General features: G+C 72.9%; 18 protein-coding genes and 1 riboswitch. Of the genes, 12 read left to right on the plus strand and 6 right to left on the minus strand.

Annotated elements, in window-relative coordinates:
- Nucleotides 1-58: 58 nt before the first annotated feature.
- The 8 genes from hpnE (at nt 59) to AB852_RS39450 (ending at nt 9,204) form a co-directional block, all read left to right on the plus strand.
- Nucleotides 59-1,498 (plus strand): hydroxysqualene dehydroxylase HpnE, encoded by a 1,440-nt coding sequence (gene hpnE, locus AB852_RS00445; protein ID WP_073782427.1) that lies wholly within the window; start codon nt 59-61, stop codon nt 1,496-1,498.
- Complete coding sequence (locus tag AB852_RS00450) at nt 1,495-2,628, plus strand: polyprenyl synthetase family protein (protein ID WP_073782429.1); 1,134 nt, start codon at nt 1,495-1,497, stop codon at nt 2,626-2,628. Before hpnE ends, AB852_RS00450 begins: the two co-directional genes overlap by 4 nt.
- Nucleotides 2,629-2,732: 104 nt before the next feature.
- Entirely contained in the window at nt 2,733-4,994 is a 2,262-nt protein-coding gene (gene shc / locus AB852_RS00455; protein ID WP_245876544.1) for a squalene--hopene cyclase, read from the plus strand.
- Between the two features lie 89 nt (nt 4,995-5,083).
- A complete protein-coding gene (locus AB852_RS00460; RefSeq protein ID WP_073785185.1) occupies nt 5,084-5,758 on the plus strand; it encodes a phosphorylase family protein in 675 nt (224 codons plus the stop codon).
- Between the two features lie 5 nt (nt 5,759-5,763).
- Nucleotides 5,764-6,786 (plus strand): adenosyl-hopene transferase HpnH, encoded by a 1,023-nt coding sequence (gene hpnH, locus AB852_RS00465; RefSeq protein WP_073782431.1) that lies wholly within the window; start codon nt 5,764-5,766, stop codon nt 6,784-6,786.
- A 153-nt stretch (nt 6,787-6,939) separates the two neighbouring features.
- The gene (locus AB852_RS00470) at nt 6,940-8,325 is read left to right on the plus strand and encodes an aspartate aminotransferase family protein (protein ID WP_073782433.1); all 1,386 of its coding nucleotides are present in this window, start codon (nt 6,940-6,942) and stop codon (nt 8,323-8,325) included.
- A gap of 61 nt (nt 8,326-8,386) precedes the next feature.
- Nucleotides 8,387-9,046, plus strand: coding sequence for a helix-turn-helix domain-containing protein (locus tag AB852_RS00475; RefSeq protein ID WP_073782435.1), 660 nt, complete (start codon nt 8,387-8,389; stop codon nt 9,044-9,046).
- Nucleotides 9,043-9,204: a DUF6126 family protein gene (locus AB852_RS39450; protein ID WP_178390913.1), complete on the plus strand. Its 162-nt coding sequence runs from the start codon at nt 9,043-9,045 to the stop codon at nt 9,202-9,204. Before AB852_RS00475 ends, AB852_RS39450 begins: the two co-directional genes overlap by 4 nt.
- Nucleotides 9,205-9,864: 660 nt before the next feature.
- On the opposite strand, the gene AB852_RS00480 is transcribed toward AB852_RS39450, so the two are convergent.
- Nucleotides 9,865-10,662 (minus strand): tyrosine-protein phosphatase, encoded by a 798-nt coding sequence (locus tag AB852_RS00480; RefSeq protein WP_073782437.1) that lies wholly within the window; start codon nt 10,660-10,662, stop codon nt 9,865-9,867.
- A gap of 457 nt (nt 10,663-11,119) precedes the next feature.
- Nucleotides 11,120-11,240: riboswitch (cyclic di-AMP (ydaO/yuaA leader) on the plus strand.
- A gap of 2 nt (nt 11,241-11,242) precedes the next feature.
- Here AB852_RS00480 and AB852_RS00485 point away from each other — a divergent pair.
- Nucleotides 11,243-12,238 carry a M23 family metallopeptidase gene (locus AB852_RS00485; RefSeq protein WP_073782439.1) on the plus strand — a complete coding sequence of 332 codons (996 nt, stop codon included), beginning with the start codon at nt 11,243-11,245 and terminating at the stop codon, nt 12,236-12,238.
- A 222-nt stretch (nt 12,239-12,460) separates the two neighbouring features.
- Nucleotides 12,461-13,252, plus strand: coding sequence for an SGNH/GDSL hydrolase family protein (locus AB852_RS00490; RefSeq protein ID WP_073782441.1), 792 nt, complete (start codon nt 12,461-12,463; stop codon nt 13,250-13,252).
- Between the two features lie 19 nt (nt 13,253-13,271).
- Here AB852_RS00490 and AB852_RS00495 read toward each other — a convergent pair whose 3' ends face one another.
- The 5 genes from AB852_RS00495 to AB852_RS00515 all read right to left on the minus strand — a co-directional run bounded on the left by AB852_RS00495 (nt 13,272) and on the right by AB852_RS00515 (nt 18,477).
- Nucleotides 13,272-14,123, minus strand: a complete 852-nt coding sequence (locus AB852_RS00495) for an STM4011 family radical SAM protein (protein WP_073782443.1) — start codon at nt 14,121-14,123, stop codon at nt 13,272-13,274.
- A 5-nt stretch (nt 14,124-14,128) separates the two neighbouring features.
- Nucleotides 14,129-15,511, minus strand: a complete 1,383-nt coding sequence (locus AB852_RS00500) for an STM4012 family radical SAM protein (protein WP_073782445.1) — start codon at nt 15,509-15,511, stop codon at nt 14,129-14,131.
- Nucleotides 15,508-16,323 (minus strand): STM4013/SEN3800 family hydrolase, encoded by an 816-nt coding sequence (locus AB852_RS00505; RefSeq protein WP_073785187.1) that lies wholly within the window; start codon nt 16,321-16,323, stop codon nt 15,508-15,510. The genes AB852_RS00500 and AB852_RS00505 overlap by 4 nt, the downstream gene beginning before the upstream one ends.
- Nucleotides 16,324-16,384: 61 nt before the next feature.
- Nucleotides 16,385-17,518 carry an STM4014 family protein gene (locus AB852_RS00510; RefSeq protein ID WP_073782447.1) on the minus strand — a complete coding sequence of 378 codons (1,134 nt, stop codon included), beginning with the start codon at nt 17,516-17,518 and terminating at the stop codon, nt 16,385-16,387.
- Nucleotides 17,519-17,520: 2 nt separating this feature from the next.
- Nucleotides 17,521-18,477 (minus strand): STM4015 family protein, encoded by a 957-nt coding sequence (locus AB852_RS00515; protein WP_073782449.1) that lies wholly within the window; start codon nt 18,475-18,477, stop codon nt 17,521-17,523.
- A 200-nt stretch (nt 18,478-18,677) separates the two neighbouring features.
- Here AB852_RS00515 and AB852_RS00520 point away from each other — a divergent pair, with 200 nt between their 5' ends.
- Nucleotides 18,678-19,004, plus strand: coding sequence for a hypothetical protein (locus tag AB852_RS00520; RefSeq protein ID WP_073782451.1), 327 nt, complete (start codon nt 18,678-18,680; stop codon nt 19,002-19,004).
- Nucleotides 19,005-19,312: 308 nt separating this feature from the next.
- Nucleotides 19,313-20,518 (plus strand): DUF6745 domain-containing protein, encoded by a 1,206-nt coding sequence (locus tag AB852_RS00525; RefSeq protein ID WP_245876545.1) that lies wholly within the window; start codon nt 19,313-19,315, stop codon nt 20,516-20,518.
- Nucleotides 20,519-20,538: the final 20 nt, after the last annotated feature.

Below are 20,538 nucleotides of genomic sequence, written 5' to 3' on the forward strand. Positions count from 1 at the left end.
GCACGCCCCGCGGGTCCGCCCGGCCGGTGCCGCACGACCCAGCACCCGAGGGAGCCGCGTGAGCGACACCGACCTGCGGCCCACCGGGCCGGACAGTCACGCCGAGGGCCGCCCGGCACGGGCGGCCGTGGTCGTCGGCGGTGGCCTCGCCGGGGTCACCGCCGCACTGCGCCTCGCCGACGCCGGGACGGCCGTCACCCTGCTGGAGGGACGGCCCCGGCTCGGCGGCCTCGCCTTCTCCTTCCAGCGCGGCGACCTCACCGTCGACAACGGCCAGCACGTCTATCTGCGCTGCTGCACCGCCTACCGCTGGTTCCTCGACCGGATCGGCGGCACCGACCTGGCGCCGCTCCAGGACCGGCTCAGCGTCCCCGTCGTGGACGCCGCGCACCGGGTGCGCACCCGCTCCGGCGAAGGGCCCCGGCTCGGCACCCTGAGCCGTGACGCCCTGCCCGTCCCGCTGCACCTCGCGCGCGGACTCGCCCGCTACCCGCATCTGTCGCTCGCCGAACGGGCCTCCGTCGGCCGCGCCGCCCTCGCCCTCAAGGCCCTCGACCCCGCCGACCCGGCCCTCGACCAGGAGGACTTCGGGAGCTGGCTCGCCCGGCACGGCCAGTCCCCGCGCGCCGTCGAGGCACTGTGGGACCTGGTCGGGGTGGCCACCCTCAACGCCGTCGCCGCGGACACCTCGCTCGCCCTCGCCGCGAAGGTGTTCAGGACCGGACTGCTGGAGGAGCCCGGCGCCGCCGACATCGGCTGGGCCCGGGTCCCGCTCGGGGAACTCCACGACACCCTCGCCCGCAAGGCCCTCGACGCCGCCGGGGTACGCACCGAGGTCCGCGCCAGGGTCGCCTCCGTCTCCCGCACCGGCACCGGCCGGCTCGCCGTCGACCTGCCCGGCGAGCGGATCGAGGCCGACACCGTCGTCCTCGCCGTCGCCCAGCGCGAGGCGTACGACCTGCTGCCGCCGGGCGCGCTCGACCACCCGGAGCGGCTGCTGCGACTCGGCACCGCGCCGATCCTCAACATCCATGTCCACTACGACCGCACGGTGCTGCGGCGGCCCTTCTTCGCCGCGCTGGGCTCCCCGGTGCAGTGGGTCTTCGACCGCACCGAGGCGTCCGGGGTGACCGAGGGCCAGTACCTGGCGCTCTCCCAGTCGGCCGCCCAGGAGTACATCGACGAGCCCGTGGCGGTACTGCGGGAGCGTTTCCTGCCCGAGCTGGAGCGGCTGCTGCCCGCCGCGCGGGGCGCCCGGGTGCACGACTTCTTCGTCACCAGGGAACGGACCGCGACCTTCGCGCCCGCGCCGGGCACCGCCGCCCTGCGGCCCGGCCCCCGTACCCAGGTGCCCGGTCTCCACCTCGCCGGGGCGTGGACCGCCACGGGCTGGCCCGCGACCATGGAGGGAGCCGTACGCAGTGGTGTCAGCGCCGCCGACGCGGCGCTCGGGGTCATCGGCCGGCCGCGTGATCATCTCTTCCGGGAGACGGCATGAGACTCGATCACCGCGGGGCGGGCCCCCGCACCCCCTGCACCACCGCGACAAGAGGAGAGACTGTGCCCACTGTGCCCCCGGCCGAAACGTCCGCCGAGGCCGTGGACGTCACCGCGCTGCTGGAGCGCGGCAGGACACTGTCGACGCCCGTGCTGCGGGCCGCCGTGGACCGCCTCGCCCCGCCCATGGACACCGTCGCCGCCTACCACTTCGGCTGGATCGACGCGCTCGGCAACCCCGCCGACGGCGACGGCGGCAAGGCCGTCCGTCCCGCGCTCGCCCTGCTCTCCGCGGAGGCCGCCGGAGCCCCGCCCGAGACCGGGGTGCCCGGCGCGGTCGCCGTGGAGCTGGTGCACAACTTCTCCCTGCTGCACGACGACCTGATGGACGGCGACGAACAGCGCCGGCACCGCGACACCGTGTGGAAGGTCCACGGCCCCGCCCAGGCCATCCTGGTGGGCGACGCCCTGTTCGCCCTCGCCGGGGAGGTGCTGCTGGAACTCGGCACCGTCGAGGCGGGACGCGCCACCCGCCGGCTCACCCGGGCCAGCCGCGCCCTCATCGACGGCCAGGCCCAGGACATCTCCTACGAGCACCGCGAGCGGGTCACCGTCGAGGAGTGCCTGGAGATGGAGGGCAACAAGACCGGCGCCCTGCTCGCCTGCGCCTCCTCCATCGGCGCCGTCCTCGGCGGCGCCGACGACCGCACCGCCGACTCCCTGGAACGCTTCGGCCACCACCTCGGGCTCGCCTTCCAGGCGATCGACGACGTCCTCGGCATCTGGGGCGACCCGGAGGCCACCGGCAAGCAGACCTGGAGCGATCTGCGCCAGCGCAAGAAGTCCCTGCCCGTCGTCGCCGCCCTGGCCGCGGGCGGAAGCGCGTCCGAGGAACTCGGCGAACTGCTCGCCGCCGACGCCAAGAGCAACGACTTCGACAGCTTCTCCGAGACGGAGTTCGCCGTCCGCGCCGCCCTCATCGAGGCGGCCGGCGGCCGGGAGTGGACCAACCAGGAGGCCCGCCGCCAGCACACCGTCGCCATCGAGGCCCTGAACTCCGTGGACATGCCCGAGCGGGTACGGGCGCAGCTCACCGCGCTCGCCGACTTCGTCGTCGTACGAAAGAGATGATGATCAACACTTCCATATGACTCGCAGTCGCCGGCCGGTGTCCATCCAGCGCACCGGCCGACGGCGGACCCAGCAGAAGAACCACACTGCACGAAGGGGAAGCCATGACAGCGACGACCGACGGAAGCACCGGAGCGGTACCGCCCCGCGCGCCCTCGGCCCTTTCCGATCCCACCGAACCGATCCCGCAGGCGGCCGGAACCCTCGACGCCGCCCTGCGCGCCACCCGGCGCGCCACCGACTTCCTGCTCTCCCGCCAGGACCCCCAGGGCTGGTGGAAGGGCGACCTCGAAACGAACGTCACGATGGACGCCGAGGACCTCCTCCTGCGGCAGTTCCTCGGCATCCGGGACGACGCCACCACCCAGGCGTCGGCCCTGTTCATCCGGGGGAAGCAGCGGGACGACGGCACCTGGGCCACCTTCCACGGCGGCCCCGGAGACCTCTCCGCCACCATCGAGGCGTATGTCGCGCTGCGGCTCGCCGGGGACAGCCCGGACGCCCCGCACATGGCACGCGCCTCCGCCTGGATCAGGGACCGGGGAGGCATCGCCGCCGCCCGGGTCTTCACCCGGATCTGGCTGGCCCTGTTCGGCTGGTGGAAGTGGTCCGACCTCCCCGAGGTCCCGCCCGAACTCGTCTACATGCCCTCCTGGTTCCCGCTCAACATCTACGATTTCGGATGCTGGGCCCGCCAGACCATCGTGGCGCTCACCATCGTCTCCGCGAAGCGGCCCGTACGCCCGGCGCCCTTCCCGCTCGACGAACTGCACACGGACCCCGCCGACCCCTGCCCCGCGCGGCCCCTCGCCCCGCTCACCAGCTGGGACGGGGCGTTCCAGCGGCTGGACAAGGCGCTGCACCTGTACCGCAAGGTGGCGCCCAGGGCCGTCCGGTCGGCGGCCGTGCGGTCCGCGGCCCACTGGATCGTCGAACGTCAGGAGAACGACGGCTGCTGGGGCGGCATCCAGCCGCCCGCCGTGTACTCGATCATCGCCCTGCACCTGCTCGGCTTCGACCTCGACCATCCCGTGCTGCGCGCCGGTCTGGAGTCCCTGGACCGGTTCGCGGTATGGCGCGAGGACGGCTCCCGGATGGTCGAGGCATGCCAGTCGCCCGTCTGGGACACCTGTCTGGCGACCATCGCGCTCGCCGACGCCGGGGTCCCCGCCGACCACCCCCAACTGGTCAAGGCCGCCGACTGGATGCTCGCGGAACAGATCGACCGGCCCGGTGACTGGTCGGTCCGCCGCCCCGATCTCGCCCCGGGCGGCTGGGCGTTCGAGTTCCATAACGACAACTACCCCGACATCGACGACACCGCCGAGGTCGTCCTCGCGCTGCGCCGGGTCCGCCACCCTGATCCCGCGCGCATGGACGCCGCCGTCGCGCGTGGTGTCACGTGGAACCTGGGGATGCAGTCCAAGGACGGCGGCTGGGGCGCCTTCGACGTGGACAACACCAGCACCTTCCCCAACCGGCTGCCGTTCTGCGACTTCGGCAAGGTCGTCGACCCGCCCTCGGCCGATGTCACCGCCCACGTCGTGGAGATGCTGGCCTTCGAGGGGCTCGCGCACGACCCGCGTACCCGCCGGGGCATCGCCTGGCTCCTCGCGGAACAGGAGTCCTGCGGCGCGTGGTTCGGCCGCTGGGGCGTCAACTACATCTACGGCACCGGGTCGGTCGTCCCCGCGCTCACCGCCGCCGGGCTGCCCGGTACCCACCCCGCGATCCGCCGGTCCGTCGCCTGGCTGGAGTCCGTGCAGAACACCGACGGCGGCTGGGGCGAGGACCTGCGCTCCTACCACGACGGTCCGGGCTGGGGCGGACGCGGTGTCTCCACCGCCTCCCAGACGGCCTGGGCGCTGCTCGCGCTGATCGCGGCGGGGGAGCGGGACGGCGGTGCCGCCGGGCGGGGCGTCGACTGGCTCGCCCGGACCCAGCGGGACGACGGCTCCTGGGACGAACCCCACTTCACCGGGACCGGCTTCCCGTGGGACTTCTCCATCAACTACCACCTCTACCGCCAGGTCTTCCCCCTCACGGCCCTGGGCCGCTACGTGTACGGGGAACCCTCCCCGGACCGCGTCGGCGCACCGGCCGCCAAGGGCACCGGCCAGGTACCCGCCACCCCCGGCGGCCTCACCTGCCAGGACCCCACCGGCCTCGGCGCCCATGTCCCGGCCGCCGGTACGGGCTCCCCGGCCGTCCTGAGATCCCTGACGGGCGCCCGGGACATCGGCCGGGTGACCGTACGGGAGGTGTCGACCGTCTGGGGCGCCGGACCCGGTGTGGTGCGCGCGGCCCGCGCGCTCGCCGCCGCCGCGGCCGGACGGATCGCCGAGCGGGCCGGCAAGGGGAGCTGATGGCCGCCACCCCGGCCGGCCCTCCCGATCCGCTCCGCCGGGCGGCCCGCCCTGAGCGGGCCGCCACCCCGCCGGACCGCCCCGCCCCGGTGACCCCGGGCACCGGGCCGGCCCCGCTGCTGATCGCCTGCGCCCTCGGCGTCGAACGGCTCGCCCTGCTGCTCGGCAGCCGCTCCGCGACCGGGCCCGTGACGGTGCTGCGCACGGGCATGGGCCCACGTGCCGCCGAACGGGCGGTGAGCCGCGCCCTGACCCGTCCGGCCCTGCGGGACGCCGCCGTCCTCGCGACCGGGTTCTGCGCGGGACTCGCACCCGGTATGCGCCCCGGGGACCTGGTGGTCGCCACCGAGACCCGGGACGGAGCGGACACCGTCCCCTGCGCCGGTACCGGACCGCTGACCGCTTCCCTGACCCGGCTGCTGCCCGGCCGGACCGTCCACACCGGCCCGCTCCTGGGCACCGACCATGTGGTCCGCGGCCCCGAGCGCGCCGCCCTGCTGGCCACCGGCGCGATCGCGGCCGACATGGAATCGGCGGTCACCCTGCGTGCCGCCGCCGTCGCGGAACTGCCCGTACCCGGCCCGGCGGACCCCGGCGGACGGACCCGTCCGGTTGCGGCCGTACGGGTGGTCGTGGACGCTCCGACACATGAACTGGTCCGAATCGGCACACTCCGCGGTGGAATATCGGCTTTCCATGTTCTTCGTGCCGTGATCCCCGCATTCTGTGAATGGCACCGCAAGGTGATGCTCCCCTGGAGGTGAGCTGAATGGCCATGCCGCTCCGTCAGTCCATCAAGGTCGCGACGTACCTTTTCGAACAGAAGCTCCGCAGGCGGGACAAGTTCCCGTTGATCGTGGAGCTGGAACCGCTCTTCGCGTGCAATCTCGCGTGCGAGGGCTGCGGCAAGATCCAGCACCCGGCAGGCGTCCTCAAGCAGCGGATGCCGGTGGCACAGGCCGTCGGCGCGGTCCTGGAATCCGGTGCCCCGATGGTCTCCATCGCGGGTGGCGAACCGCTGATGCATCCGCAGATCCACGAGATCGTGCGGCAGTTGGTGGCCCGCAGAAAGTACGTCTTCCTGTGCACCAACGCGATGCTGATGCGGAAGAAGATGGAGAAGTTCACCCCCTCGCCCTATTTCGCGTTCGCCGTGCACATCGACGGTCTGCGCGAACGGCACGACGAATCGGTCGCCAAGGAAGGTGTGTTCGACGAGGCGGTCGCCGCCATCAAGGAGGCCAAGGAACGCGGCTTCCGGGTCACCACCAACTCCACCTTCTTCAACACGGACACCCCGCAGACCATCGTCGAGGTCCTCGACTACCTCAACGACGAGCTCCAGGTGGACGAGATGATGATCTCGCCCGCGTACGCCTACGAGAAGGCGCCCGACCAGGAACACTTCCTCGGCGTCGAACAGACCCGGGAACTCTTCCGCAAGGCGTTCGCCGGCGGCAACCGGCGCCGCTGGCGGCTCAACCACTCGCCCCTGTTCCTCGACTTCCTGGAGGGCAAGGTCGACTTCCCCTGCACGGCCTGGGCGATCCCCAACTACTCCCTCTTCGGCTGGCAGAAGCCCTGCTACCTGATGAGCGACGGCTACGTCCCCACCTACCGCGACCTCATCGAGAAGACCGACTGGGACGCGTACGGCCGGGGCAAGGACCCGCGCTGCGCCAACTGCATGGCGCACTGCGGCTACGAGCCCACCGCCGTCCTCGCCACCATGGGCTCCCTCAAGGAGTCGCTGCGCGCGGCCCGCGAGACCGTCTCCGGCAACCGGGGATGACACCCGCCGGCTGACGGCCGGCACCCACCGAACGGGGCCGGGGCCGCACCCCGGCCCCGGCCCGCCAGGGGCGTCCAGGCCGGGCCCGGTCCGCCACGCCGCCGGACCCGGCCCCAGGGCACCCACCGCACCACGAGCACCAGGAACGCCCCGATGACCGAGGAGTTCGACCTGGCGGCGCTGCTCGCCAGCCGCGGAGCCGAGCGGTACGAGCTGCACAGCCGCTACCTCAACCACCAGCTGCCGCGCATGCTGCACACCATCGGCTTCGACAAGACGTACGAACGGGCCGAGGGCGCGCACTTCTGGGACGCCGAGGGCAACGACCATCTCGACATGCTCGCCGGATTCGGGGTCATGGGCCTCGGCCGCCACCACCCCGTGGTCCGCAAGGCGCTGCACGACGTGCTCGACGCCTCACTCGCGGACCTCACCCGCTTCGACTGCCAGCCCCTGCCGGGCCTGCTCGCCGAGAGACTGCTCGCCCACAGCCCGCATCTGGACCGCGTCTTCTTCGGCAACAGCGGCACCGAAGCCGTCGAGACCGCCCTCAAATTCGCCCGCTACGCCACCGGGCGCCCCCGGGTCCTCTACTGCGCCCACGCCTTCCACGGACTCACCACCGGCTCCCTCTCCGTCAACGGCGAGGCCGGATTCCGCGACGGCTTCGCCCCGCTGTTGCCCGACACCGCCGTCCCCCTCGGCGACCTGGACGCACTGGCGGGGGAACTGCGCCGGGGCGACGTGGCCGCGCTCATCGTGGAGCCGATCCAGGGCAAGGGCGTGCACGAGAGCCCGCCCGGCTATCTGCGGGCCGCCCAGGAACTGCTGCGGGCGCACAAGGCGCTGCTCATCGCGGACGAGGTCCAGACCGGCCTCGGCCGGACCGGCGACTTCTACGCCTACCAGCACGAGGACGGCGTGGAACCGGACCTGGTCTGTGTCGCCAAGGCCCTGTCCGGCGGCTATGTCCCGGTCGGCGCGACCCTCGGCAAGGACTGGATCTTCCGGAAGGTCTACTCGTCCATGGACCGCGTCCTCGTCCACTCCGCGAGCTTCGGCTCCAACGCCCAGGCCATGGCGGCGGGCCTCGCGGTGCTGTCGGTCATCGAGTCCCGGCAGCTCGTGGCGCACGCGCGCGTCACCGGCGACCTGCTGCGCACCCGGCTCACGGCCCTCGTGGACCGCTACGAGATGCTGCGCGAGGTACGCGGCCGGGGGCTCATGATCGGCATCGAGTTCGGGCGGCCCCGCTCGCTGCGGCTGCGCGGCGGCTGGACCATGCTCCAGGCGGCCCGCAAGGGACTCTTCGCACAGATGGTCGTCGGCCCGCTGCTCCGGACGCACCGGGTGCTCACCCAGGTCTCGGGGGACCGGATGGAGGTCATCAAGCTGATCCCGCCGCTGGTGGTGGACGAGGCGGACGTCGACCGGTTCGTCACCGCGTTCACCGCCGTGATGGACGACGCACACAGCGGGGGTGGGCTGATGTGGGACTTCGGGAGGACACTGGTGAGACAGGCCGTCGCCGAACGCTGATCGTTTTGCCTCCCAGGCAAGTAGTTTGCCTGGGAGGCATTTTTCTGGCTCAATCAAGGGTATGAGCCCCTCCGAACCGGCCCCGCGGCCAGACCCCACGGCAGCCACCGGCACCCCGGTCGCCGACGAGCTGCCCGCCGTGGCCCCGCAGCTGCGGGAGCGGCGCCGCGGCGCCGGGCTGACCCTGGAGGCCGCCGCGGCCACGGCCGGGCTCTCACCGGCACATCTGTCCCGGCTGGAGACCGGCCGCCGGCAGCCCTCACTGCCGATGCTGCTCTCACTGGCCCGCATCTACGGCACGACCGTGTCCGAGCTGCTGGGCGAGACGGTCGCCGACCGCGAGTCCATCGTCCACGGCGCCGCCATGGACCCCACGCTCGCCGGCGGCTGGACGTACTGGCAGGCCGGTGCGCCCGGCCGCGGCATGCAGGCGCTGCGGGTACGGGTGCCCTACGGCACCCAGGGCGACATCGTGCGGGTCCATCCCGGCGAGGAGTGGCTGTACGTCCTCTCCGGGCGGCTGCGGTTGCGGCTCGGCGACAGTACGCATGTGCTCGCGCCCGGCGACAGCGCGCATTTCGACTCGCTGACCCCCCACCGGATCGGCGCCGCCGACGAGGACGGGACCGACCTCCTCTTCGTGCACACCCTGTTGCAGAGTCCGTCCACCGCGCTGTGTCTGGGCCCGGCCGACGGCCACACCCTGGGAGACCTCCGATGACCGAGCCCCTTCAGCCCACGGAACCGCGTCCGCCGTCCCGGCAGAACATCGAGGACAAGATGCCGCGGAGCATCTGGATCCGGTTGATCATCTATGTGGCGGTGGGACACGCCGTCGCCGGGTTCATCTGGCTGCTGTTCGAGGCCGGAGCGAAGTGACCTGACCGGTCGGGCGGCAGCGGGCGTCCCCCCTCGCCCCGGTTCACCTACGGCCCCCCGGTGAGCCCCGCCCCCGGGTTTCCTGTGCTGGGCCTACTTGTCCTTGTGCGGGTCGCTCGTGGGGTGCGCAGTTCCCCGCGCCCCTGGATGCTGCCCCCTTGCGGTCGCTCTTCGGGTGCGGGTCGGCCCTCGTCTTTCGCGCAGTTCCCCGCGCCCCTTGGGCCGGCCCGGGTGGGCGCACCCCGTTCGTGCGGGTCGCTCGGTGGGTGCGCAGTTCCTCGCGCCCCTGGATGCTGCCCCTTCGGGCTTGTTCGTCGGGTGCGGGGCCGTCCTCGTCTTCGCGCAGTTCCCCGCGCCCCTTTGGGGCGCCTCAGCCGCCTGATGTTGCTTTTCGCCCTCCTCCTCGTGCAGTCGCGCTGCTGCGGGAGGGGGTGGGCGGGAATCTCTGCTCGCAGACTCCGATGCTCTTCAGTCGAGTCACTGGACGTGTTACCGAGCGTGTCGGATCGAGGACGGAGAATCCCGACCGGCACCGACCCGAAGAACCGACCGGATGCGCCCCAAAGGGGCGCGGGGAACTGCGCGAAAACGGCGAGCGACGGCACAGGAACGGAGTGCGTTCAGCCGGACAGACCTGGGAAGCGCAAGCGAAAGCGACCCTTACGCCAAGAAGCGGTCGCGAAGGCGGTCACGGTCCGGGGCGGTGAGGCCGAGGCCGTCGGACAGGTAGGCCTCGGTGCTGCCCCAGCGCCGGTCGATCGAGTCGAACCCCGCCGCCAGATACTCGACCCGCGCGTCGAAAAGCGGGCTCAACAGCTCCATGACCTCCGGCGCGTATCCGTCCACCGCGGCCTCGCTGCGCCGCACCCGGTACCGCCGGTGCGCCGCGTTCGACTTGAGGTAGTCCGCCTCGATGGCGTCCCGCTCGACACCGAGCGCCAGCAGCGTCACCGCTATGGACAGCCCCGCGCGGTCCTTGCCCGCGGCACAGTGCATGAGCGCGGGCACGCTCCCGTCCGCGAGCGACCGCAGTACCCGCCCGTGCTCGGCGGTCCGCTCCTCGATGATCGTCCGATACGCCTCGACCATGCGGTTCGCCGCGCGGCCCTCCGCGAGGTGCTCGCGGAGCTGGGCGAGATCCCCCTGCCGGACCATCTGCCAGAACTCCGTACCGTCGGCCGGATCGCTCAGCGGTACGTTCACATTGCGGACGCCCGGCAGTGCCACGTCGAGACCGTCGAGCCCCCGGTCCGCGGAGTCGCGGAAGTCGAAGATGGTGTGCAGCCCCAGCGAGGCGAGGTAGTCGCTGTCCTCCGCGGTCGCCTGGGCGAGATGCCCGCTGCGGTACAGCACCCCGTGGCGGACGCGCCTGCCGTCCGTGGTCGGCAGGCCACCCACGTCACGGAAGTTGCGGACTCCGGTCAGTTCGGGCTCGGTCGACGGGATCTGCTGCGTCACGCGGGGGCTCCTCCCGGTCCGCCGCCGACACCTCCGCCGACGAGCGCGATTGCGACGATACGACATCCAGTCATCGGATGATCAGACCCCAAGTGGTGATAAAGGGTTGATGATGCTCTATGTCTGTTTAGTGGCATTAAGTTGAACTGGCCCCGGAATAAAGTGCCCTGGTCCGGATACCCGTGACCGGGATCATAATTGTCACGTTGGGTGTCGGACGAGGACTCCCGGGCGCCCTTTCACCGTCCGGGAATTGAGCCTCCCGCTGGCCTCCGCGGTCGACGCAGGGTGACCGGGAATCCGGCCTTGGATCAAGGAATGGCCGGTCGCCCCGGGGGTCTTGGTTGTCCACGGCGAGCCCGCTCGCCTAGCGTCACGCTCAATCCGGGCGGACGCCTAGTCCTGCCGCCGTCCGGGGTCCGCAACGTCACCCGACACCGGCAGGAGCGGGGAACCCACAGGTAGTACGCCGTGTCCGGGCAACCGGACCGGCTCGGGGTGAAGCCGCGTGAAAGCGCGGCCGGGCATCTCCAGCCCGAACCCGACAGCTCACCTCGCAGGCGCCGGAGAGGAAAACGTCATGCCCGCGAAGGGTAAGCACCGCCGTCCCAAGTCCACCCGTATAGCCAGGTCGATCGCCGTCGCAGGAACCGGTGGCGCGGCCCTGGCCCTGCCGCTGATCGGCGCCACCGGCGCCGAGGCGGCCACCCCGCACTCCGCCCCGGCCGTGACCGGCGCCCAGAACGCCGTACAGGCCCCCGCCGAGCGGACCGCCGTCAAGACCTCCGAGGTCAGGACGTACGCCGTCAAGGTCGGTGACCATCTCTCGAAGATCGCCGACGAGCAGGCCGTCCAGGGCGGCTGGCAGCGGCTCTACGACGACAACCGCGGCACCGTCGGCTCGGACCCGGGCCTGATCCATCCCGGTCTGAAGCTCACCATCGGCGCCAAGGCCGCTGCCGCGCCCGAGGCCCCCGCGCCGAAGCCGGCCGCCCCGAAGGCGCAGGCCCCGAAGGCGGAGGCCCCGAAGGCGGAGGCGCCCAAGGCCGCCGCGCCCAAGGCGCAGCCGAAGGCCGCGGAGCCCGAGGCCGCCGCCCCGAAGCCGGCCGCCCCGAAGGCCGCCGCCCCGCAGGCCGCCCCCGCCGAGGCCGCCGCCCCGGAGCAGGCCGACTCGGGCTGGACCCGGCCCGTCGACTCCGGTGTCGGCACGGGGTACCGCGCCTCCGGCAGCATGTGGTCCAGCGGCTACCACACCGGTGTCGACTTCAGCGTGCCCGCCGGTACGCCCCTGAAGTCCGTCGGCCCCGGCACCGTGGTGTCGGCCGGATGGGCCGGTTCGTACGGCAACCAGGTCGTCATCCAGCACACCGACGGCAAGTACTCGCAGTACGCGCATCTCTCGCAGCTCACCGTCTCGGCCGGGCAGTCGGTCACGGGCGGCCACCAGATCGGTCTCGCCGGTTCCACCGGCAACAGCACCGGGCCGCACCTGCACTTCGAGATCCGTACCTCGCCCGACTACGGCTCCGACATCGACCCGATGTCCTACCTGCGGTCGAAGGGCGTCGGCATCTGACGACTCCCGCGGCCACCGGCCGCATCCCTGAACGGGGCCGTATCGGCGGATACGGCCCCGTTCACGTGCCACCGCACGGTGAGCGGCGCGCTGTCGTCGGGGGCGCCCGCTATTCCTGCCCGGCGCAAAACAGCGGCATGGCCTTTCTCACGTCCCGTCAACCCCCCTCAGCGCATTATTACGGTGGCGTAGGTCACGGCCCGCCGTGAAAGATGGGCCGACGTGAGCGCACAGTCGACCTTCCCCCCACCGCACCCCCTCCGGTCCTACGCGGCCATCGGCGACAGCTTCACGGAAGGGGTCGGTGACCCCGGCCCCGGCGGAGCGTTCGTGGGATGGGCCGACCGGCTGGCGGTCCTCCTCGCCGACCGGCTCCCGGAGGACGGCTTCCGGTACGCCAACCTCGCCGTACGCGGCAGACTCCTCGACCAGATCGTCGCGGAGCAGATCCCCCGCGCCCGGCGGCTCGCCCCCGACCTCGTGACGTTCTGCGCCGGGGGCAACGACATCATCCGGCCCGGCACCGACCCCGACGAGGTCGCCGAACGCTTCGAGCGCGCCGTCGCGGACCTCACCGGAACCGTGGCGACCGTGATGGTGACCACCGGCTTCGACACCCGTGACATCCCCGTACTGAGGCGGTTCCGCGGCAAGATCGCCACCTACAACGGTCATGTCCGGGCCATCGCCGACCGTTACGGATGCCCCGTCCTCGACCTGTGGTCGCTGCGGACCGTGCAGGACCGCCGCGCCTGGGACGGCGACCGGCTGCATCTCTCGGCCGAGGGCCACACCCGGGTCGCCCTGCGGGCCGGTCAGGTGCTCGGCGTCGAGGTCCCCGCCGACCCCGACCAGCCGTGGCCCCCGCTGCCGCCCCGGGGCACCCTCGAAGTGCGCCGCGACGACATCCACTGGGCGCGCGAGTACCTCGTCCCCTGGATCGGGCGGCGGCTGCGCGGTGAGTCCTCCGGCGACCATGTGGAGGCCAAGCGCCCCGACCTGCTGCCCCTGTGACCCGGCCGCCCGGCCCGGCTCAGCCGCCCGGCCCGGCCGGAATCCGCTCCAGGACCCCGCCCGCGAAGACGTCGTACAGCGGCAGCGTCTCCAGATGCACGTACCCGATATGGCAGTCGCACAGCGTCAGCGGGCAGGGCCGGGGCGCCAGCGCGGCACGGTAGGAGCCGTCGTACAGATTGCCCAGCTCCGCCGGGACGAAGTGGCAGCGGCGGACCGTGCCGTCACCGTCCACCGACACCACCGACTCACCGGTACGGCACGGCAGCCCCGCGCTGCGATGCGGATGACGGCTGTACGGGAACAGCGGGTCCAGCGCCGTCCACCGGTCGGCCTCCTCGTCGGAGTACGTGTGCCCCTCCGCGGCGTTCACCCACAGATACACCTCCTCCGGCAGCTCCGCCCGCAGCCGCCGCGCGTCCTCCAGATGCTCCGCCAGCCCCACGATCCCCACACTGAACCGCACCCCCCGCGCGCTCAGCTCCCGGCACTTGCCGAGGAACCGCTCGTACGGCGTCTGGCCCGGGTGGTACGTGCACCACAGGGCGACCCTGTCCAGGTCGGCCTCGGCGAGCCAGTCCGTACGGCAGCTCAGATTCGTCTGGATCGCCACCCGCTCGACATGCGGCAGCCGCGACAGCTCCACCAGCGCCCGCCGGTACCACGACCGCACCAGCCCCTCGCCCCACGGGGTGAACAGCACCGACAGCCGCCCTTGCTCGTACGCGCCCACCCACTCGGTGAACCGGGCCAGCGCCGCCCGGTCCGCACGGAGCTGCTCCCCGCTGTCACGCCGCTTGGCGAACGGACAGTACGGGCAGTCGTAGTCGCACGACGCCAGCGGCCCCCGGTACAGCACGGTCAGATCCATGGCGTTCACCGTGCCTCGTACGCGGACATCGCCGCCCGCACCGCGGGGGAGAACAGCTCGGGACCCAGGGCGTCGGAGTACGCCAGACCCTCCGGCGACAGCCGCAGCACCCCCGCCGGGGCGCCGCCGTCCAGCCAGCCGCGCGCGGCGAAGCCCGCCAGCTCCGCCCCGAAGTGGTCCTCCGGGTCCCCGCCGAACCGCCCCCGGTAGTCGGCCCGCTCCAGCCCGTCGGCCTGGAGCAGCGACTGGAGCAGATGTCTGCGCCGCGCCTCGTCCCCGTCGCCGCCGTCGGTCATGTACCGCCCGTGGACGGCACGGCCGAAGTCCTCCGTCGCCGTGTACGTGTCGATGATCGACCTGACCTCACGCGCGTCGACCGCGTAGTCGAAGGAGTAGTGCAGCGCCGAGGTGTACGAACGCGCGCCGCAGCCCAGACCGATCATCCCGTCCGTCTGGCAGGCGTAGTCGTCGGGGCCCTGCGCGGGGGCGTCCGCGCGCCGGAACATCCGCATCGAACGCTGCTCGTAGCCGTGCGCGAGCAGATGGTCCCGGCCCGCCCGGTACAGCCCCAGCCGGTGCTCGTCCCACGCGCGCTCACCGACGGCCGCCCGCCGCCCCAGCCCGGTCAGCGGCCGGACGTACAGCGGGTACAGGTACAGCTCCTCCGGCCGCCAGCGCAGCGCCGCGTCCAGGGAGAGCCGCCAGGATTCCTCGGTCTGCCCGTCGATCCCGTAGATCAGGTCGATGTTCAGCACGGGTATGCCCGCCGCGCGTATCCGGGCCAGGGCCGCCTCCACATCGGCGCGCCGCTGGGGCCGGACCGCCGCCCGCGCCTCGGCGTCCACGAAGCTCTGCACCCCGAGGCTCAGCCGGGTCGCGCCCCGCTCGGCCAGGACGGCGAGCCGGTCGGCGGTCGCCGTCGACGGGGACGCCTCCACCGACAGCGGGACCGCCCGCAGATCGGCGCCCATCCGCCGCTCCGCGATGTCGCACAGCCGGGTCAGCTCGTCGGCCGTGAGGAATGTGGGGGTGCCGCCGCCGAACGCCGCCGTCGCGAACCGCACCGGACCGTCCCCGGCCAGCGCCTCCCGCACCGCCCCCGCCTGCCGTTCCAGCGCGTCCAGATAGCGCGTCGACAGCTCGTCGGGCGCGCCGATCCGGGTGAACAGATTGCAGAAGCCGCACCGCACGTCGCAGAACGGGATGTGCAGATACAGCGACAGGGCGTCCTTGGGCTCACCGCGCCACAGCTCCGCGAGCCGGGGCCCCGGCTCGGGCAGCGGACGGTACGCCGTCTTGTGCGGGTACGCGTAGACGTAGTTCTGGTACGGGCGCGGGGTGTCCGGCCCGGTGGCCACGGGTGTCGCGGCGGGATATGTGGTGCTCATGAGGCTGCCTCGGTCGGGTCCAGGAAGAAGTGGGCGTACGGCACGGTCCACACCACGTCGTGGCCGAGGCGGTGACCGGTGAATCCGTCGTCGCCGTAGGCCGTGCCATGGTCCGAGCAGACGATCGCGAAGCATCGGCGGCGGCTGCTCATCGCCGCGAACAGCCGCCCGATGTGCCGGTCGACGTACTCCAGCGCGGCGGCGTGGGTCCGGCGGCTGTCGCCCGCCGCGCGGGTCGCGCCGGGCAGATGGAACCAGTTGGGCTGATGCAGCGCCGACACGTTCAGGAACAGGAACAGCCGCCGCTCGGGCGGCAGCCCCGCGACGACGCGCTCCGCGCACGCGACCTGCGCCTCGAACGACGACGGTGAGGCGACCCCGAACCCCGGCTCCCAGTGGCTCTCCTGGAACATGCCGGGCAGCACGTCCCCCAAGGCGCCCTGCTTGTTGAAGAACCCGACCCCGCCCACGCACACCGTGCGGTAGCCGTCCCGCGCGAGACCCGACACGAGGTCGGGGGTGTCGTACACATAGGTGCGCCGCTCGGTGGTCTCGCTGCCCGCGAACCGGGCCGCGAACAGCCGGGGATGCGGGCCGGGCGTCGCCGGGGTCGGCAGGAATCCCGCGAACATCGCCTGGTGCGAGGCATAGGTGAAGCTGCCCGGCGCGTGCCGCTTCTCCCAGCCGCCGCCCGGCAGGTGACGGGCGAGATTCGGCAGCCGCCCCGCCTGCGCCAGCTCCACCGCCACGTCGTACCGGAGGGTGTCGAGGGTGACGAGCAGCAGATCGTCACGGCCGACGACCGCGTTCATGTCGGGGATGCCCGGAGCACCGGTCGTTCCCGGGTCCAGGGCGCTCGCCGCCCCGCCCGTCTCATGCCGCTGCACGGTCGGCCTCCGCTCCCGTGGACCAGCCGCGCCGGACCGCGGCGACCTGGGCGGCATAGGTGTCCAGGCCCTCCGCCGGACCGCCCGGCAGCCCGGTCAGCCCCGGCAGCAGATCACCGAACGCGTTCACCTCGGCGACCGCGAACCGGCGCCAGCCCACCAGCGGCAGCAGATCGACACCCACGCACAGGGTGTCCGGGAAGCACGCCGCGGCCCGCTCGCAGACCTCCAGCGCCCCGGCCCAGTCCCCGCCCGCCCGCGTCACCGCGTCCCGCACCCGCGCGAGATCGCCGCGGGCACCGCCGAGATGCAGATTCGTCATCGGGGAACGGCTGGTGCGCGCCACCGCGTGGGTGGCCCGTCCGCCGACCACCACGACCCGCAGATCCGTCACCCGCCCGTCCAGCGACGCCTTCGGCAGCCAGCGCTCGATGTGCAGCCCGTCCGGCGCGAGCGCGTCCACCAGCGCGGCGATCTCCCGCTCGGTCGTGTACCGCCGCACCCGCAGCGAGTTGAAGAGCCCGCCGGGGGTCCGCTCGACGGAGGTGGTGGCACGTAGCCGCCCCGCTCCGGCGGACTCCACCGCGAGGACCCCGGACGCCGACGAACCGTGCGCGAGCTTCACGAACACCCGGGGCGTCCCCTGCTCACGCATCAGCTCCCGTACGTCGTCCCAGCCCCGGACCGGCACCCCGCCGCCCGAGGTCGGCGACGGCGGTACGGGCACCCCGGCGCGGCTCAGCGCCGCGTGGCACAGGCGCTTGTCGAACAGCGCCGCCAGGTCCCCGGGGCCGTCCATCAGCAGGCAGTCCGCGCCGCGCGCGGAGTCCGCCACCTCGCGGACGGCCGCCGTGAACCGCGTGTACCAGCGCGCCGTGCCCTCCACGCGCGCGGGATCGTCGGTGCCCCGCAGCAGCCGCTCGACCTCCGGGTCCTCACCCGGGGAGTCGACACGGACGCTCTCACCGGGACGGAACCCGGCACCGCCGCGCAGGACGTCCACCCAGGGCAGCACCCGCGCGTCGGGCAGCCCGGCGGCGCGTACCGCGTCCAGGAAGAATCCGGTGCGGCGGTTGGCGGGGTTCCCGACGACCGCGAAACGAGGAGGTTCGGCGCGCATGGCTACTCCGACACCGCCACGTACCGCCAGACCTCGTCGTCTTCGTCGTCCTCCTCGACGTCGTCACCGTCCAGGTCCAGCTCCACCCCGGCCGGTTCCAGCGCCTTGCGCAGCCGGTCGCGCATCTCCTCGCTGAGGTAGTTGTGGTTGAGGTCCAGCACCTTCAGATGGGTGAGCGGCTGCCCCGACAGCAGGGCGGCCGCCCCCTCGTTGCCGAGGGTGCCCATGGACATGTCCAGCACCTTCAGCCGGGCGACGACCGGAGCCATCGCCGTGGCCGCCGCGATCTCGTCCTGGATCTGGCTGTTGCGCAGGGACAGCGCCCACAGCGCGGGCAGCCGCGTGCCCGCGAGGATCGGCGCCAGATGGGAGAGCTCCGCGTCGCCCCCGTACTCCGCGGTGCCGAGCCACAGATCGAGGCACTCCAGCGAGGGGAAGTCGCTCTCGGCGACCCCGCGCACCACCTCACGCGGCAGCCCGCCGGACTCGATGACCAGTTTGCGCAGCGACTCGTGCCGGACGGGCGCGAAGTCCAGGCTGGTGCCGCCGCGCACGATGAACTCGGTGAGCCTCGGGAACGCTTCGAGCAGCGGTGCCACGGACCCCTGGATGATCCAGGAGATCTCGCACTCCTCGGACGATATGTCCCCCAGGAACAGCGAGCGCAGCTCCGGCATCTCCTCCCGCACCGAGCACAGGGTCTCGATCACATCCTGCGGGCCGTTCTCGTACGGATCGCTCCAACTGCCCACGACCAGCGCCCTGACCCGGCCGATGTCGACGGCGCCGCGGAACCGCGCGAACGCCTCCGGCCAGGACTCCTCGCTGTCGTACGAGTCGACGACGATCCGCCAGGCGACGGACACGGGGTCGGGCAGCGCCGCCGGGATCTCCGCGCCGTGTCGCGGGAAGTCGAACGGGGGAAGGCCGAAGTGCTGTTCGTGGTGGTTCGTGATCATTCCGCTGCTCCTGGATACGGGGCCGGTCACCGGAGCCCGGCACAGAGCGGGTCCGATGTGCCTGAAGTTGTACCAAGCCCCACTGACAACCGGGTCGGCCGGGGGTGAACGGAAGCATCGCCGGGACCGGTTGTCAGACCCTGCCCCTACTGTCGAAAGCGTGGTCGTCGCACCAGGTGACGACCCGGAAGGGGAGAGCCATGTACCGGCAGGGGGATGTCCTCATCGTGCCCGTCGCGAAGGGCGCGGTGCCGTCGCACGCCGCCACGGCACCGGAGGAGCCGCGTGACGCCCGGGGCCGGCTGATCCTGGCGCTCGGCGAGGTCACCGGCCACGCCCACGCGGTCGTCGGCCCCGGCAGGCTGGTCCGCGAGGAGGGCCTGTTCGGTCCCTTCCTGCTGCATCTGCCGGACGGCGGCCGGGTGGTGCACGAGGAGCACTCCGCGATCCCGCTGCCCAAGGGCTGGTACCGGGTGATCAGGCAGCGGGAGTACGTACCGGGTTCGGTACGCGTCGTCGCGGACTGACCGCCGGGCCGGGGCGTGGGGGAGCGGCGGCTTCCCGCACCGGCAGGTTCCGGCAGACGGCCGGACTCCCGCCGACGGGCGCACACCCGGGCACGGCCGGTACGCGAACCACGGCCGCCGGTACGCGGAGCGTGAGCGGCACCCAGGCACAACCCGGCACGCGGGCGCGGCCGGTACACCACGCACAGCCGCCGGTACACGAAGCACGGCCGCCGGTACGCGGAGAGCGACCGGTGCACGGCAACGGCCGTACACACGGCACATGGACACAGCGGGGCCAGGGGGCACCGGGAGATGGGGAGCGGGACATGACGGTGGACATGGGGGAGCGGGGCACGGCGGCGCGGCCGGTCGGCACCGGGGACGGTCCGGCCGGGGACGATGTGCTGGCGAGGGTCGCCCACTGGCGGTCCGTGGGGGTGTCGACGGAGCCCGCCGACCGGCCCGCCGCGGAGTCCGGGGTACGGCTCGCCTACCGGCGGGCGGGCCTCGCGGAGCCGGAGCGGATCGTGTGGGCGGGCTCGCCCCGGGAGGCCGTACGGCTGCTGTCGGCCGGCGCGGACGCGCTGGGCGGGGAGCCGGGCGCCTGTGTCCGGGACGCCGTCAGGAACGCGCCCTGGGCGGCGGAGCGCCTTCGGCTGCACGACCGGCTCGGACCGGTCGGCTGGTCCGGTCACTGGGGGACGACCGGCGCGGGGCTCTGGGAATCGGCGCAGGCTCTCACCCAGCGGCTGCGGGAAGGACTCGTGGAGGACGCGGTGGCGGCGGCCGCACCCGCCGCCGCGCCGACCGGTGCAGGCACGGACCCGGGCACGGACACGGCCACAGGTGGCCAGGGCACCGGCGGCGACCCGGCGGAGGAGGCCCGGCGGCGCGGGCGCGAGGAGAGCGAGGTCCGCCTTCTCCTGCTGGACGCCGTCCTGGGCCAGCAGGACGCCGCCTGGCTCTGCGCCTTCGACCACCCCGACGACGGTCCCCTGGACGGGATCGCGGCGGTCGCCCGCTCTGCGGGCTGGTGGTGGCCGTACGAGAACGTCGCCGTCGTCTGTGAACGTCCCAGCGCCCTGCACCGGGACGAGGCGGGCCGCCTCGACCGCGCGGACGGACCCGCGCTCGCTTACCCCGACGGCTTCGCCCTGTACTCCTGGCGCGGTATGCCGGTCCCCGGCGAGTTCCTGGAGGAACTGGCCGGGCTCACCCCCGACCGCATCCGGCTGGAGGAGAACGCCGAACTCCGGCGGGTGATGCTGGAGCACTACGGGTACGACCGGTATCTCGCGGAGTCGGGCGCCGTCCCCCTGCACCGGGACGAGACGGGCGTCCTCTGGTCGATACCGATGCCCGGCGACGAGAACGTGGTCATGGTCGAGGTCGTCAACTCCACCCCGGAGCCGGACGGCACCAGCCGCACCTACTGGCTGCGGGTCCCCCCGGCCACGGCCACGGCCCGCGAGGGCGTCGCCTGGACCTTCGGCCTCAGCGCCGAGACCTACACCCCGCTGCGCCAGACCTGACCGACCGGCCCGGGTCCCGC

The sequence above is a fragment of the Streptomyces uncialis genome, from assembly GCF_001905345.1.
In the GTDB taxonomy this organism is placed as follows: domain Bacteria; phylum Actinomycetota; class Actinomycetes; order Streptomycetales; family Streptomycetaceae; genus Streptomyces; species Streptomyces uncialis.